Source organism: Streptomyces sp. NPDC001985 (assembly GCF_040296845.1).
Classification (GTDB): domain Bacteria; phylum Actinomycetota; class Actinomycetes; order Streptomycetales; family Streptomycetaceae; genus Streptomyces.
Window position 1 is genome coordinate 40,180 of sequence record NZ_JBEOYB010000058.1, and the last position, 14,763, is coordinate 54,942.

Here is a 14,763-nt window from a genome sequence, read left to right on the forward strand (position 1 = left end):
CCAACCGTCAATGGGGCGCACACAAAAGGCTGTTGGGGCCCGGGATAGGCTGCTGGGCCGCCCGATCGACCCGGTCGACCCGATCGGCGGGCGCGGGCGCGGACGCCCGCGCGGGCCCGGGCGCCCCTGGTCGCGAGCGTGGAGGACGACAGCGGTATGACCATTCTGGTATCCGGAGCGACGGGCAATATCGGCCGGTGGGTGATTCGGCGGCTCCTGGCGGAGGGACGGGATGTCCGTGCGCTGACCCGGCGGCCCGCCACGGCCCGCCTCCCGGCGCGTCTGCCGGTGGCCGAGGGCGATCTCGCCCGCCCCGAGAGCCTTCCGCCGGCGCTGAAGGGGGTGACGGCGATGCTGCTCTTCCCGGTCGGCGAGGCCGTCGACGAGGTGGTGGGTCTGGCGGTGGAGGCCGGGGTGCGCCGGATCGTCGTCCTGTCGTCGGCGGCCGTCACCGCCGGGTACGACACCGAGTACCACTACCCGGTGGAGCGCGCGGTGGAGCGCTCGGGTCTGGAGTGGACCCATGTCAGGCCGGGGGAGTTCGCACTGAACTCGCTCCAGCTGTGGGGGCCCTCGATCAGGGCGGAGCGCCGGGTGGTCGATGTGTATCCCGACGAGTCGGGCACCCCCGTCCACGAGGCGGACATCGCGGATGTCGCCGCCGCCGCGCTCACCGGGGACGGCCACGCGGGCCGGGCGTACAGCCTGGCCGGACCCGGGACCCTGAGCCACCGGGAGCAGGTCGCCGCCATCGCCGAGGCCATCGGCGAGCCGATCCGGCTGGACGAGGTCACGGCGGAGGAGGCCCGCGACTTCTACCGGCGCCAGGGCGGGTGGGCGGCCGACAACGCGGACTTCCTCTTCGGCTGGGAGGACTACTCGGGCGCCGCCACCGGCGCCGCGGAGGAGCCCGGGCAGCCGGAGGCATCGGCGGTATCGGCGGTATCGGAGGGGTCGGAGGGGGCGGCCCGGCGCGAGTCCGAGCACGGGTCCGGGTCCGGGCACGGGTCCGAGCAGGGGTCCGGGTCCGGGGACGGGCACCCCGAGGGGGAGTACGCCGAGCCCTCCGTCCCCTGGGTCACCGCCGCCGATGTCACCGGCGGCACGGCCCGTGACTACGGCCGATGGGCCCGCGACCACGCCGGCGACTTCGGCGGACCCCCCGCCGGGGAGCGCCGGCGGTGAGGACCGGGGGAGCGGGCGCCGGGACGCGGCGCCCGCTCCCCCGGCGCACGGCGGGGCGCCGCCGTCAGTGCCCGCCGCCGGAGGTGACGTCGAGCCGCTTGTCGAAGGTGGCGCCGCCGTCCTCCGACTCGTACACCCCGTCCTGGGTGGCCGCGATCAGCCGCCGCGCGTCGAGCGCGGTCAGTGCCTGCGGGGCACCCCCGGGCACGGTCCCGGCCCGCTTCCAGCTCTTTCCGCCGTCGGCGCTGCGGCTGAGCCCGCCGGACGGGTCGATGCCGTAGAGGGCGTCCTTCACGGGCCAGGAGATGAACGCCAGGGCGGGCTTCGCGCCCGGGCCGAAGGTCCTGCCTCCGTCGGTGCTCCGGGTGAGCCCGGACTCGGTGGTGGCCAGCACCGTCCCCGGGTCGTCGGGGCTCACCGCGAGATCGAGCGCGGTCAGCTCGCTCCGCTTCTCCCAGCGGGTGCCGTCCTCGCTCACCCGCAGCACACCGTTGGTGCTGTCGTAGCCGTAGATCGTGTCGTGGGCGTATTCGAGGGAGTGGAAGTCGACCTCGCCGACGAGTGACCTGTCCTTCCAGGAGACCCCGGAGTCGCGGCTCTCGATGAGGCCGAGGTTGGCGGGGGCGTCCCGGCCGGGCGCCGGGTGGCCACTGGCGAGGAACCTGCCGTCCCCGGTGATGGTGAAGCCCATGAAGTCGTCCTCGCGGTCGCCGACGAGCCGGGGGTCTCCCTTCGCGTCCGGGGTGTGGATGCCTTCATGGGTGGCCACATAGAGCTTGCCGTCGGACGGGCCGATGCCCACTCCGTGGATATGGCTGATGGCGGGGGCCCCGCCCTCGGTGTCCTTCGCTCCGGACGAGCCGGAGTCGGTGCAGGCGGCGAGGGTGAGCACCAGCGCGGCGGCGGAGGCGGTCAGCGCGGTACGACGCATCTTCATGGGGTCCTGATCAGGTGAGAGGGGTCCGGGCGGACCCGTGGTCCGGTGGAGCGGAGGGGGGCCGGCCGCCGTGTGGCGGCCGGCCCGGGAGGGTGGGGGCTCAGAGCCTTCCGAGGATCGCGGTCAGCTCGTCGATCTCGGTGGACTGGCCGGCGACCACCTCGTCCGCGAGTTTCCTGGCGGTGGCGTTCCGGCCGTTCTTCCGCTCGTCCTCGGCCATCTCCACCGCGCCCCGGTGGTGGTCGATCATCAGCTGGGCGAACTTCCGGTCGAAGTCCTTGCCCTGGGAGGCCTTCAGCCCCGCCATGTCCTGCGCGGTCATCATTCCGGACATACCGGAGCCGGATTCCGCGTCGGAGCCCGATTCCGATCCCGAGCCCGATTCCGAGCCGTGGTCCATGCCGCCGCCGGCGGATTCGGGCTTGCCCCAGGCGGCGAGCCAGGACCTCATCTTCTCGATCTCGGGCTTCTGGGCACCGGCGATCCGCGCGGAGAGCTTCTTGATCTCCGCGTCCCGCGCGCGGCCGTCCGCCAGCGCGGACATCTCCAGGGCCTGCTCGTGGTGCGGGATCATCATCTGCGCGAACATCACGTCCGCGTCGTTGAAGGCGCCCGGCGCGGGGTTCTTCCCGCCGGCCGGGGCACTGGCCGAACCGGTGCTCGGCCGGGAGCCGCCGTGGTCCATGCCGTCCATGGAACCGCTGTCGCCGCTGTCGCCGCCGCAGGCGGTGAGCAGCAGTCCGGCCGCGGCGACGGCGGCGACCAGGGCGGTACGGCGGCGGGCGCGCGGGCCGCGCGGGGCAGTGCTGAGGGAGGACCTGATGGTCATGGATGACACCTCGTGCTGTTCTGTTCTGTCGGATCGGTGGCGGAGACGCTCGGGGCGCGGGCAGCGTGGTGCGCCCGCGGTGGCGTTCGGCCTAGATCCGCAGAATCGACAGTCGCGCGAGGTCGGGTCCGGACGGTGGGGGATGGGGCCGCAGGGACGCGATGACCAGGGCGCGGAGCGCCGGCAGCCACTCCGTCCGGCGGCTGAGCGCCGCGCGCAGCAGCACCGCGAGGACCCAGCCGGCGAGCACCGCCACACAGAGCGTGGACATGTCCATTGCCATGCCCTGGTCATGGGCGGTGCCGCCGCCGTCGGTCGTGCCGGTTCCGGTGGTGGCCGCCGTGGTGGTTCCGGTTGCGGTTCCGGTTCCGCTTCCGGTGGCGGTGTCAGCCGGATGCGTGACGCCGGCGGGGCCGGCGGCTTCGGAAGCCGGGGCCGGTTCCGGTGCCGGGGCGGCTGCGGAGTGAGTCATTCCGGAGCCGCTGTCGGGGTGTCCGGTGGTGTGCATCGCGAAGACACCCAGCGCGAGCACGGCCACCAGCAGCAGATGCCCCCAGGCACCTGCCGCCCGCATGCTCCGGCGCGCGTCCATGACTCCCACCTCCGTGCCCGACCCTAACCCAGGTGCCGGGCCGCGATCGCTCCCCACCCCCTCCCGGTTCCGCTAAGCGGCATGGCACTCGCACCGCGCATACGGGACGGTACCGGCGGCTACGATGGGTGACCGGGGACACCGGGGGCGACAGAGATGAGCGGGCGTGCGACAGCTGGGTGAGCTGGAGGCGGAGATCATGGACCGGCTCTGGGCGTGGGGCCGTTCCGCCACCGCCCGTGAGGTCCGCGACGACCTCAACAGGAAGCGCCCGATCGCCTACAGCACCGTGAAGACGGTCGCCGACATCCTCTTCACCAAGGGCCTGCTCAGCCGGGAGAAGGAAGGCCGGGCCTGGCTCTACACGGCCACCTGCACCCGCCAGCAGTACACCGCCGCCCGGATGCAGGACGCGCTGGAGGACAACCCCGACCCGGCCGGGGTGCTGCTGAGCTTCGTGGAGCAGATCTCCGCCGACGAGATCCAGGCGCTGCGCGCCGCGCTGCGGGCCGCCAAGCGCCGGAGCGATCAGTGAGCACCGTCCTGGCCTCGGCCGGGTACGCGCTGCTGGCGGGCGCCGTGGCGCCGTACGCCCTGGTGCGGGCCGGGTGGACCCACCGCGCCCCGGCCGCCGCCGTGCTCGCCTGGCAGGCGCTGGCCCTGAGTTTCGTCGTGGCCACCGCCCTCGCCGTCTGCCATCTGCTGCTCGCCGGGCGCTCCGCCCACCAGTGGCTCACCGGGCTGCTGAGCGCCTGCGGGGAGGCGGTGGGCGCGGCGGCCTGGGGCTCGCTGTCACCGGCGGGCGCGAGTCTGCTGCTGGTGCCCGCCGGGGTGGTGCTGCTGCCGCTCGGGCTGCTGGCCGGCACGGCCTGGCGGGCCCGCCGGGAGCGGCGCCGCCACGCCGATCTGCTCCTGATGATCGGCACCGAGGCCCCCGGGTACGGCGCCACGGTCGTGGAACACGCCGTTCCGGCGGTGTACTGCCTGCCCGGCCGGGACCGCCGCGTCGTGGTGACCCGGGGTGCCCTCGACGTACTGACGGGGGAGCAGGTGCGGGCAGTCCTGGCGCACGAGCGGGCGCATCTGCGGGGCCGTCACCATCTCCCGCTGCTGGCGGCCGGGGCGTTCGCCGCCGCCTTCCCGGGGCTGCCGCTGGCCCGGCGGGTGCGCGGGCAGACCGCGCTGCTGCTGGAGATGGCCGCCGACGACCGCGCCCTGCGGAGCCACTCGCGGGACGCCCTGGCCACGGCCCTGTGCGAGGTGGCGGCCGGCCGCGCGCCGCGTGCCGGACTCGGCGCGGGCGGCCCGGACACCCTCGTACGGCTGCACCGCATTCTCGACCCGCAGGCGGGGCCGTCCCGGGCGGCGAGGCTGGGGATCGTCGCCGCGTCGTTCACCGCGCCGGTCCTGCCGCTGCTGCTGGGGTGCGGCCCGCTCTGACCGTCGTCCCGCTCCGGGTGGGCGCGGACGGTGGCCCTCCTGCTTCCTTGGCGGCTGTGCGCGGTGCGCATGGCCCAGGAGAGCCACCGGCCGGCGTGGTGCCGTGGTTCACGGTACCGCTAATCAGCTTAGTGGTATAGCTGGTCTCGCGGTGGTGCGGCGGGGTGGTGCGGCGGCCGTGGTGCGGGGGTGCGCGGCTCAGGACCGCGGTTCAGGACCGCGGTTCAGGACGCGGCCGACAGCCAGTCGTGCGCCGCCCGAGCGGTGAACTCGTCCTGGCCCCCGGGGAAGAGCAGCTCGGCCGAGCGGAACGCGGGGTCCGCGACGGTCGCCGGGACATAGGGGATGGCGATGCAGCGCATCCCCGCCGCCCGCGCCGCGGCGGCGCCGGGCGGGGCGTCCTCCAGCACCACGCACCGGGCGGGCTCGGCGCCCAGCCGGCGGGCCGCCTCCAGGAAGACATCCGGCTCGGGCTTGCCCCGGGGGACCTCCTCGGCGGAGACGGTCGTGGTGATGAAGGCGTCCAGGCCCGTGACCGCGAGGACCGCCTCGATCGCCGCCCGGGACGAGCCGGAGGCCACGGCCATCGGCACCCCTTCGGTGTGCAGCAGTTCCACGAACGCCCGCATCTGCGGATACACCTCGGTGCCCGCCCGGACCAGTTCCAGATAGTGCCGGTTCTTACCGGCGAGCAGTTCCGCGACCGGCGCGTCGATGCCGTGCTCCGCGCGCAGCGCCGTCAGGGTCTCGCGGGTGCTGATGCCGATGAAGTCGGTGTGGCGCTCCCAGCCGAAGTCGGTCACCCCGTAGTCGGCGAGCAGCCGGCGTCCCGCTTCGTAGTAGTTCGGTTCGCTGTCCACCAGCGTGCCGTCGAGATCGAAGATGACTGAGGTGGTACGGAGGTTGCTCATGTGCTCCAGCATGCCAAGCCGCCCCCGGCCCGGTGACATCCGGTGCCGGGCTCACCCGTACTCATCTCGGCGCGCCGCCCGCCGCCCGCCCCAGGGACTCCACCAGCGGCAGCAGCCGGTGCGGGACCCGCTCCCGCAACGCCATCTCCGTCCGGGTGCGCACGACCCCCGGCAGCCGGATCAGCTGCTGGATGACGTCCTCCAGATGCCCGTTGTCCCGGGCGACGACCCGGGTCAGGAGGTCGCCGCCGCCCGTGATCGAGAACGCCTCGATGATCTCCGGCACCGCCGCGAGTGCCTCCCCGACCTCCTCCAGATGTCCCTGGGTGACCTCGATGTGCACAAAGGCCAGCACCGGGTGGCCGAGCGCGGCGGGGGAGAGCCAGGGGCCCGTCGCGGTGATCACACCTTCCCGCTCCAGCCGGTCGATCCGCGCCTGGAGCGTGCCGCGCGCGACGCCCAGCAGCCGGGCGTACTCCCGCACGCTGGTGCGCGGCTGCTCGATCATCAGCCGCAGAATGCGGGTGTCGAGCGCGTCCACCGCCATGGTGCTCCACCGGCCCTTTCCCTGGTCGCTCAGTCCGGTCCCGACCGTACCAACGGCCTTCACCGCCCCCACCCGCGCCGCCCCGCCACACCGGCGCGCATATCCGCCCCCGCGACGGCGGGCCCGGCACCGGGGCCTCCTCGGTCGCCGCACCCCGGCACCCGGCTGCCCGGGTCACCGCCCCCCGGCACCGGGCCGCTCCGGTCAGCGCACCCCGGCACCGGGCCCCGGCACCGGGCCCAACATGCACCGGGCCGCCCCGTTCACCGCACCCCGGTGCATCCGCCCCCGCCTCCCGCAGGGAACCCCCTGCCGACACACCCCACCCCCCGAACCCTCCCCAGGAGTGGCGCCATGACGGTCTCCGTCGTCCTGTTCACCTCGGATCTGCGGCTGCGCGACCATCCGCCGCTGCGGGCCGCCCTCGACACCTCCGACGCCGTGGTGCCGCTCTTCGTCCTCGACAGCGGCATCCACGGCGCCGGCTTCGACGCGCCCAACCGCCGCGCCTTCCTCGCCGACTGCCTCGGCGATCTGGACGGCGCGCTGCGCGAGCGCGGCGGGCGGCTGGTCGTCCGCTCGGGACGGACCGCCGAGGAGACCGCGAAGGTCATCGCGGAGACCGGCGCCGGCGATCTCCATCTCGCGGCCGGGGTCTCCCGCTACGCCGGCCGCCGGGAGGAGGCGCTCCGGAGGGAGACCGAGCGCCTCGGCTGCCGGCTCCATGTCCACGACTCTGTGATCACCGCCGTTCCGCCCGGAGCGGTGGTGCCCGCCGGCTCCGACCACTTCGCCGTCTTCACCCCGTACTTCCGGCGCTGGTCCCAGGAACGGCTGCGGACCCCGCACGGCGCCCCCCGCCGGGTGAGCGTCCCCGAGGATCTCGCGTCCGATCCGCTCCCCGAGCGCCGCGGCCTCGCCGGGGTGGCGCCGGGGCTCGCCGCGGGCGGCGAGCGCGAGGGCAGGCGGCGGCTGCTCGCCTGGACCCGGAGCGGCCTCGACGCCTACGAGGACCGGCACGACGACCTCCCCGGCGACGCCACCTCCCGGCTCTCGCCCCATCTCCACTTCGGCACCCTCTCCCCGGTCGAACTCGTCCACCGGGCCCGTGCCCGGGGCGGCCCCGGCGCCGAGGCGTTCGTCCGGCAGCTCGCCTGGCGCGACTTCCACCACCAGGTGCTGGCCGCCCGCCCGGCCGCCGCCGCCGAGGACTACCGCACCCGCCACGACGACTGGCGCTCCGGGAGCGCCGCCGCCGACGAGATCACCGCCTGGCAGGAGGGCCGCACCGGCTATCCGGTCGTCGACGCCGCGATGCGCCAACTCCTCCACGAGGGGTGGATGCACAACCGGGGCCGGCTGCTCGCCGCCTCCTTCCTCACCAAGACGCTGTACGCCGACTGGCGCGTCGGCGCCCGCCACTTCCTGGCGCACCTGGTGGACGGCGACATCGCCAACAACCAGCTCAACTGGCAGTGGGCGGCGGGCACCGGCACCGACACCCGCCCCAACCGGGTCCTCAACCCGGTCCGCCAGGGCCGGCGCTTCGACCCCGACGGCGACTACGTCCGCCGCTGGGTCCCGGAGCTGGCGGGGCTCGCCGGGTCCGCCGTCCACGAGCCCTGGCGGCTCCCGGACGAGGAGCGCGCCCGGTACGACTACCCCGCGCCACTGGTCGGCCTGCCGGAGGCCCTGGCCCGGTTCCAGCACGCGCGGGGCATCGGCTGACACGGTCCGGCGGCGCCCTGGCACTCCCTCAGCGACGGTGCCCCACGGCCTCCTCGTAGAGCGAGCGGTCCACGGCCCGCTCCTCCGGCACCGGCTCGCCGTCCACGACCCCCGCGTCCCGGTACGCCCCCTGGACGCGGTCGGTCGTACCGGCGCGGATCTCCCAGTCCATCCGCAGCGAGGGAGTGGACGTCAGCACCGGCCGCTCCGTCTTCAGCAGCCCCGCCAGCTCGCCCGCGAACGCCGCGTCGCGCTTGTAGTCGCCCGCGAACCAGGTGTTCACGGTGCGGATGTACGCCCGCACCAGGGCCACGCCCGCGTCCGGGTCGGCCCGCAGCAGCCCGGGGCCGAGGAGCAGCCCGCCCAGCGGCTCACCGGCGGGCTGGCCGCCGAGGAAGGCGTACGACGGATCTCCGTCCACCATCCGCCACACGGGGTCGAGCAGCCAGGCGGAGTCCACCGCGCCGTTGCGCAGCGCGGTGAGGACATCGGCGGAGCCGAGCTGCTGGAACCCGATCCGGTCGAGGCCGCCGCCGTGCCGCCGCAGCGCCCGGGCCAGGGGGTAGGCGATGACGGAACCCTTGCCGATCATCGTCCCCAGGGTGCGGCCCGCCATCGGGACGCGCGCCGCGCTCTCGCCGTCCCTGAGCCGCACCCACAGACCGCTCTTCGACCCCCGCCCGGGTGAGAAGTTCCCGGCGACCCACTTGATGTCGAACCCGGCGGCCACCCCGTTCACCACGGCGGCCTCGGGCGCGGCCCACTGGGCGTCGATCTCGCCCCTGGCCAGCAGCGGCAGCGCGTCCGGTGTCGGCAGCACCCGCAGGGTGACATCGAGGTTCTCCCGGGCGAACTCGCCCTTGCGGGCCGCCACCACGAGGGGTGCGGCGTACTCGGCGCTCAGAGTGGAGCTCACCAGGGTGAGCCGGCGCTTCTTCGCGAGCGGCCGCGGCGCGGGCGCGCCCCGCTCGCAGCGCGCGGGGGCCCGGTCCGCCGAGAGATCGGCCGGGTCGGTCCAGGCACCCCCGCCGCACCCGGCGACCGGCACCACCGTGCGCGGCGCGGCCCGACCGTCCGCCGGACCCGCGCCCGGTCCGCCGCACCCCGCCGAGACGAGCAGCGCCCCCGCGGCCAGCAGCACGGCCGCCCTCGTCCGCGCGCGCGTCGCCCCTCCGCGAGTCCGACGGTTCACGACCGGCCCGGTCCGCGGTCGCGCGGGGCCCAGGGGGTGAGCAGCCGGCCGGTGAGCCGCACCAGTTCGGAGAGGACCACACCGAGCAGGGCGACACAGACGATCCCGACGAACATCACATCGTTCCGGAAGAGCGCCCGGGAGTCGAAGATCAGATGCCCCAGCCCCTCGGTGGCCGCGATCTGTTCGGACGCGACGATCACCAGCACCGCGACCCCCGCCGCGATCCGCGCACCGACCAGCACGGCCGGCAGCGACGCGGGGAGCAGCACATGGCGGAACATCTGCCAGGGAGAGGCGCCGAAGACCCGGCCCGCGTCACGGTGCCCGGGGGGCACGGCGATCACCGCGGCCATGGTGGAGATCCAGACGAAGAAGAAGACGGTGGTCGCCACGAGTGCGATCTGCGGCCCCTCGCCGAGCCCGAACATATTGAGGAAGACCGGCAGCAGAGCGAGCTTGGGCACCACGTACAGCGCGTCGAGCATGGGTTCGAGCGCGGCTCTGACCAGGGAGAACGATCCCATGAGCAGCCCGAGGAGATATCCGGCGGCGCTGCCGGCGGCGTACCCCGCGAGCACGCGCCCCAGGGTCGCCCGGGCATCCGGCCAGAGCGCGCCCTCGGCCGCGCGCTCCCAGCCGTCCGCGGCGATGGTGCCCGGCGCGGGATAGACCCGGGGATCGATCCAGCCGTTCCCGGCGGCGAGCTGCCAGAGCAGCAGCAGGACGAGAGGGACGGCGACGGCCAGCGACACCTCCAGGGCCCGGCGCCTGCGGTGGGCGCGCACGGGGTGCAGCTCGCGCGGGCCCGGACGCCGCACCAGCACATGCCCGTCGGTGCCCTCCGGGCTCCCGCTCGCCGTACTCATACCGGGACCGCCCCGGCGCGCACCTCACCGCGGAGCAGCTCCCACAGCTCGCTTCTGAGCGCGGTGAACTCCGGCGCCGAGCGCACACCGGCCGAGCGCGGACGGTCGAACGGCGGCCGGCGCTCGGCGATGATCCGGCCCGGTCGCGCGGACATCACCAGCACCCGGTCCCCGAGGACGATGGCCTCCTCCAGGCTGTGGGTGATGAAGAGGGTGGTGGTGCGGGTGGACTGGGTGAGTTCCAGCAGCTCGTCCTGGAGGATGGTGCGCAACTGGGCGTCGAGGGCGCCGAACGGCTCGTCCATCAGCAGGATCTCCGGCTCCACGGCGAGGGCGCGGGCGATGGCGACCCGCTGGCGCATCCCGCCGGAGAGGGCGGACGGATAGGCGTCCGCGACATCGGAGAGCCCCATCCGGGCCAGCCACCGCGCCGCCCGGGCGTCGCCCTCCCGGCGGGGCGTCCGCTGGATGTCCAGCCCGAAGCGGACGTTGGCGAGGACCGTCTTCCAGTCGTGGATGCCGTAGTCCTGGAAGATCATCGCGGCGGGTCTCGGGGACCCGGTCCTGATCTCCAGCTCACCCGCGGAGGGGCGCAGCAGCCCGGCCGCGATCCGCAGCAGGGTGGACTTCCCGCAGCCGGAGGGGCCGACGACACAGACGAACTCGCCGGGCGCGACGGAGAGATCCAGCGGGCCGAGCGCGTGCACGGCACGCGGGCCCCGGCCGAAGTCCCGGGTCAGGGCGGTGGCGCGGAGCTTGTTCGGCGGTGCCGGCGGTGTCGGATCGGGCTCTCCCACGGCGGCTCCTCGGCGCGGAGTTCTGATGAAGGGCCCCGACGACGATATGACGAACCGTCAGATACGGGAAGGGGGCGGGGGAGGCGGAAGGGGCCGCGCCGGCCCCGGGTGCCGAGGGGCGCCCGCGACGCCGGGGCGCGGGAGCCCGGTGCGGGGGCCCGGCGCTCCCGGTGCGGGGGCCCGGCGCTGGAGCCCGGTGCGCTCCGGAGGAAGGCCCGGGTACGGGCACTGGGTGCCTCCCGGCGCGGCGGCGGCGCGGGACGCCCCCGGGCCCGGCACGGAAATACCCGGGAGGGCAGGGGCCTGGCGCCCGGGGGGCCAGTGCTGTTGTGTGGGTGGTGTCCGCGGTCCGGCGGAGAGCTCCGGTGACACCCGGTGCCCCGATTCCCGCTGCGCGCGCACTCCTGCTCCGCCCGTTCTATCGAAGGGCTCCCCCGTGACTCGTGAGAACTCCGACACCGCCGTGACCACTGTGCCGGGGGCGGCGGTCCGGGGCCCGGGTGCCGAACTCCGGGAGGCGCGGGGCAAGGGAGGCGGGGTGTTCGCCACCCGCACCTTCCGCACGGGAGAGCTGGTGCTGGACGGGGTCATCGAGGCCGAGCTCGACCGCAACGACTCCCATGCCTCTCAGATCGGCTGGAATCGATTTGTCCGGCACGGCGGTCTGATGCCCAAGGTGAACCACTCCTGCGACCCCGAGTGCGGGGTGCGGCTCAACGCCTCCGGGGCCCACGATCTCTTCGCCCGCCGCGCCATCGCGGCCGGCCGCGAGATCACCTTCGACTACGCGATGCGCAACTTCTCCATCGAGCACTTCCCCGCCCTGTGCGGATGCGGCTCACCGCTCTGCCGGGGCCGGGTCACCGGCTGGAAGGATCTCCCCGCCGCGCGCCGGGACGCCTACCGGGACTCCGTCGCCCCCTATCTCCTCGACGGCCCGGCCGCCCCGTGAACCCGCCCCGCGCCGCCGGCCACCCCGGCCGGCCGGCGCCCCCGCCGCCGCCGAGTTGGCGCATACTGTGCGGTGGATCAGCTATCGGTGACGGTGGCAGCCGCTACCGTGACCGCATGGATGACGACGCTCATTCCGCCGACGAGTGGCCGCTGCCGCCCCCCTGGATGTGGGGCTGTCAGAAGTGCACCGATCTGTACAAGGCGATGAAGCACGTTCTCGAAGTGCTGGACGAGGCACACCGCCGGGGCAAGCCGGACGCGGACTACGACTTCATGGACAGCGCGGTCGCCTCGCAGATCCGTCTCGCCCAGCACATAGCGACCGGGCACCCGGGAGATCTCCCGGCATACGACCACGCCTGCACCACCTGCATGTTCTACGAGTCCCGGGTCACCAACGAGTCCCTGTCGCAGCGGACCCGGGAGGGCTCCGGCGCGCTGGGGCTGGAGCACCGCGCGCGCCATCTCTTCGCGCCGCCCAGCATCGCCGGCTCCATGTGACCCCGGGGCCGTCCCGCGCGTCACGACACCCGGTCGGGGCCGGTCCGGCCCGTACGGCGTGAGCGGACCGCCCCAGGGCGCCTCCGGCCCCCGCCGCCCCCGGACGCCGGGGACACCGGAGGGGTGACTGACCACCGCGTGAACCCCGGTGACCCGCGCCCTGTGCCGCCGTCGCGGTGATTGCGGCGGGCTGTCGTACGCCTCGTCTACGCTGGCCTCGTCCGGGTGTCGTACCGGGGGAGACCGAGGGGTGACGGAGATGACTGCCGAGATCCGCAGCGCGGGGGCGGGCGACCGGGAGGCCGTCGCGGGCCTGCTGGCCGCGGGCTTCGACCAGGACCCGGTGAGCGGCTGGATCTTCCCGGGGGAGGAGCACCGGCGCTCGACCCATCACCGTCTGATGGCGGCCTTCTTCGACATCGTCCTCGCCGCCGGCCGCATCGATCTCCTGGACGACGGCTCGGCCGTGGCGCTCTGGCTGCCCGTGCCGGACGGCGGCATGAGCGAGGACGACACCGGTCCGGCGGAGCTGCGCGCCGCGATCGACCCCGGAAACGAGCGCATCGAGACCATGGCCCGGCTGACGGCCCGCGTCCACCCCAAGCGCGCCCACGACTACCTCTGGCTGATCGCCGTGGACCCCGCCCACCAGGGCCGAGGCCTCGGAACCGCCCTCCTCCGCCCGGCCCTCGACCGCTGCGACCGCACCTCGCGCCCCGCCTACCTGGAGGCCAGCAGCCCATCGAGCCGCCGGCTCTACAGCCGCCTCGGCTTCTCCACCGACGAGCCCCCACTCGTCCTCCCGGACGGCCCCCCGGTGTGGCCGATGTGGCGGGAACCGCGAACCGGCTGAACGGGCCCGGTCCGTACGGCCTCCCGGCCGTCTTCGGCCAGCTTCCGCGACTTCCCTGAAAGCCGCCGGGGCCGCGTATACGATGCCGTCTCTCGGACGGGGGCGGCCGTGGTTCCGGCGGCGCCGCGCCCCGTCATTGCCGGAGGGAGTGCGCGTGGTCCAGGAGTCCATCGGAGGACGGTTCCGTCTGGGGGTCTCACTCGGCCGGGGCGGGATGGGCGAGGTGCGCCAGGCCGAGGATCTCCATGCGCCTGTCGACTCGCCCGCGCGCCTGGTCGCCTTCAAGACGATCCTGAAGAACCGGGCGGGCTCCTCGGTCGACGCGATGGGTTTCCCGAGTCTGGTGAGGCGCTTCCGCCGGGAGGCGGCGATGATGCGCCGCCTCGACCACCGGAATCTTCCCCGAATCATCGAGGGCGGTATTGACGAGGCGGGTGGCGGTCACCCCTATCTCGTCATGGAGTTACTGGACGGATGCACCCTCACGGATCTCGTCCTCGACGTGGAACCGCTGCCGATCGACTGGGTGACCGAGATCGGCGCGCAGATCGCGGCAGGGCTGGCCGAAGCCCATGCCGAGGGGGTGATCCACCGAGATCTGAAGCCGGGCAACGTGATGCTCACCCGGCAGGGCACGGTCAAGGTACTCGACTTCGGCCTGGGACGATTCCTCGACGACACCGCCAACGACCCGATCTCCACCAGCAGATTTCCGCAGGGGACGTACCACTACATGGCCCCTGAACAGTTCAGGGTCGGCGAGGTCACTGCCGCGGTCGACCTCTACGCGCTGGGCTGTGTGCTGTACGAGATGCTGTCGGGGGACCCTCCGTTCTACATTGAGGCCAGCGACGACATCGTCCAACTCGCCAACCACCACATGGGCACGATCCCCGCGCCCATTGATGCGGTACGCCCGGACATTCCCCCCGAGCTGAGCCGCCTGCTGGGTCGGCTGCTCGCCAAGAGGCCCGAGGACCGTCCCGCCGAAGCCTCCGATGTCCGGGATCTGCTGAACGCACTCGCCGCCGAGCGCGGTCCCCTGACTCCCTTGGCGAGGTGGGACGACATGGCTCCCATCCACGCCGGGCACCCCGCGCCGGTCCAGGCGTCGAAGCCTGACCGGGTGCCGGCCAAGGGCCCGGCAGGGGAGCAGGTGTCCGCGGGCATGGATGTCTTCGGCATCCACCGCCAGCTCATCGCGGACTACCGGGCGTTCACCGAGGGCGGCACCGTCATCCGGGACGAGGCGATCGCCGACTATGTCCAGCAGGACCTGGACAGCAAGGCGCAGTGGCCCGACCCCTGGCTCGCTCTGAACGCCTCCTTCGCCGCCGCCGGATCGGTGGAGGAACTGGTCGCGCGGGGAGTGCTCCACAGCGAGTGCGCGAGGATCTTCCAGACGAGCGAGTCCACCCCTGCGGGGGG

The 14,763-nt window shown here is 74.1% G+C and carries 16 protein-coding genes; 8 read left to right on the top strand and 8 right to left on the bottom strand.

What is annotated here, in order from left to right; genetic code table 11:
• Positions 1-156 precede the first annotated feature (156 nt).
• Complete coding sequence (locus ABT122_RS24310; RefSeq protein ID WP_351556014.1) at positions 157-1,185, top strand: SDR family oxidoreductase; 1,029 nt, start codon at positions 157-159, stop codon at positions 1,183-1,185.
• 64 nt (positions 1,186-1,249) lie between these two features.
• Here ABT122_RS24310 and ABT122_RS24315 read toward each other — a convergent pair whose 3' ends face one another.
• From ABT122_RS24315 to ABT122_RS24325, 3 genes are all read right to left on the bottom strand, one after another.
• Positions 1,250-2,122: a F510_1955 family glycosylhydrolase gene (locus ABT122_RS24315; RefSeq protein ID WP_351556017.1), complete on the bottom strand. Its 873-nt coding sequence runs from the start codon at positions 2,120-2,122 to the stop codon at positions 1,250-1,252.
• Between the two features lie 100 nt (positions 2,123-2,222).
• A complete protein-coding gene (locus ABT122_RS24320) occupies positions 2,223-2,951 on the bottom strand; it encodes a DUF305 domain-containing protein (RefSeq protein ID WP_351556020.1) in 729 nt (242 codons plus the stop codon).
• A gap of 91 nt (positions 2,952-3,042) precedes the next feature.
• Entirely contained in the window at positions 3,043-3,543 is a 501-nt protein-coding gene (locus tag ABT122_RS24325) for a hypothetical protein (RefSeq protein ID WP_351556023.1), read from the bottom strand.
• Between the two features lie 166 nt (positions 3,544-3,709).
• Here ABT122_RS24325 and ABT122_RS24330 point away from each other — a divergent pair, with 166 nt between their 5' ends.
• Both ABT122_RS24330 and ABT122_RS24335 read left to right on the top strand, forming a co-directional pair.
• A complete protein-coding gene (locus tag ABT122_RS24330) occupies positions 3,710-4,078 on the top strand; it encodes a BlaI/MecI/CopY family transcriptional regulator (RefSeq protein ID WP_351556026.1) in 369 nt (122 codons plus the stop codon).
• The gene (locus tag ABT122_RS24335) at positions 4,075-4,983 is read left to right on the top strand and encodes a M56 family metallopeptidase (protein WP_351556028.1); all 909 of its coding nucleotides are present in this window, start codon (positions 4,075-4,077) and stop codon (positions 4,981-4,983) included. The genes ABT122_RS24330 and ABT122_RS24335 overlap by 4 nt, the downstream gene beginning before the upstream one ends.
• A gap of 224 nt (positions 4,984-5,207) precedes the next feature.
• Here the strand turns inward: ABT122_RS24335 and ABT122_RS24340 are convergent, their stop codons facing one another.
• Both ABT122_RS24340 and ABT122_RS24345 read right to left on the bottom strand, forming a co-directional pair.
• Positions 5,208-5,894 carry an HAD family hydrolase gene (locus ABT122_RS24340; protein ID WP_351556031.1) on the bottom strand — a complete coding sequence of 229 codons (687 nt, stop codon included), beginning with the start codon at positions 5,892-5,894 and terminating at the stop codon, positions 5,208-5,210.
• Positions 5,895-5,955: 61 nt separating this feature from the next.
• On the bottom strand, positions 5,956-6,441 hold the full coding sequence (locus tag ABT122_RS24345; protein ID WP_351556057.1) for an Lrp/AsnC family transcriptional regulator: 486 nt from the start codon (positions 6,439-6,441) through the stop codon (positions 5,956-5,958).
• 354 nt (positions 6,442-6,795) lie between these two features.
• Between ABT122_RS24345 and ABT122_RS24350 the strand changes: the two genes are divergently transcribed.
• Positions 6,796-8,169: a cryptochrome/photolyase family protein gene (locus ABT122_RS24350; RefSeq protein WP_351556034.1), complete on the top strand. Its 1,374-nt coding sequence runs from the start codon at positions 6,796-6,798 to the stop codon at positions 8,167-8,169.
• A gap of 28 nt (positions 8,170-8,197) precedes the next feature.
• Here ABT122_RS24350 and ABT122_RS24355 read toward each other — a convergent pair whose 3' ends face one another.
• From ABT122_RS24355 to ABT122_RS24365, 3 genes are read right to left on the bottom strand one after another with little or no spacing between them, the layout of a single operon-like run.
• On the bottom strand, positions 8,198-9,310 hold the full coding sequence (locus ABT122_RS24355) for an ABC transporter substrate-binding protein (RefSeq protein WP_351556037.1): 1,113 nt from the start codon (positions 9,308-9,310) through the stop codon (positions 8,198-8,200).
• Between the two features lie 47 nt (positions 9,311-9,357).
• A complete protein-coding gene (locus tag ABT122_RS24360) occupies positions 9,358-10,230 on the bottom strand; it encodes an ABC transporter permease (RefSeq protein WP_351556040.1) in 873 nt (290 codons plus the stop codon).
• Positions 10,227-11,027, bottom strand: coding sequence for an ABC transporter ATP-binding protein (locus ABT122_RS24365; protein WP_351556043.1), 801 nt, complete (start codon positions 11,025-11,027; stop codon positions 10,227-10,229). The genes ABT122_RS24360 and ABT122_RS24365 overlap by 4 nt, the downstream gene beginning before the upstream one ends.
• Positions 11,028-11,463: 436 nt before the next feature.
• Between ABT122_RS24365 and ABT122_RS24370 the strand changes: the two genes are divergently transcribed.
• From ABT122_RS24370 to ABT122_RS24385, 4 genes are all read left to right on the top strand, one after another.
• A complete protein-coding gene (locus ABT122_RS24370; RefSeq protein WP_351556046.1) occupies positions 11,464-11,979 on the top strand; it encodes an SET domain-containing protein-lysine N-methyltransferase in 516 nt (171 codons plus the stop codon).
• 116 nt (positions 11,980-12,095) lie between these two features.
• Positions 12,096-12,482: a hypothetical protein gene (locus tag ABT122_RS24375; RefSeq protein ID WP_351556048.1), complete on the top strand. Its 387-nt coding sequence runs from the start codon at positions 12,096-12,098 to the stop codon at positions 12,480-12,482.
• A gap of 259 nt (positions 12,483-12,741) precedes the next feature.
• Complete coding sequence (locus ABT122_RS24380) at positions 12,742-13,335, top strand: GNAT family N-acetyltransferase (RefSeq protein WP_351556060.1); 594 nt, start codon at positions 12,742-12,744, stop codon at positions 13,333-13,335.
• Positions 13,336-13,489: 154 nt separating this feature from the next.
• Positions 13,490-14,763: serine/threonine-protein kinase (locus ABT122_RS24385; protein ID WP_351556051.1), on the top strand; the 1,274-nt coding region annotated here is incomplete at its 3' end.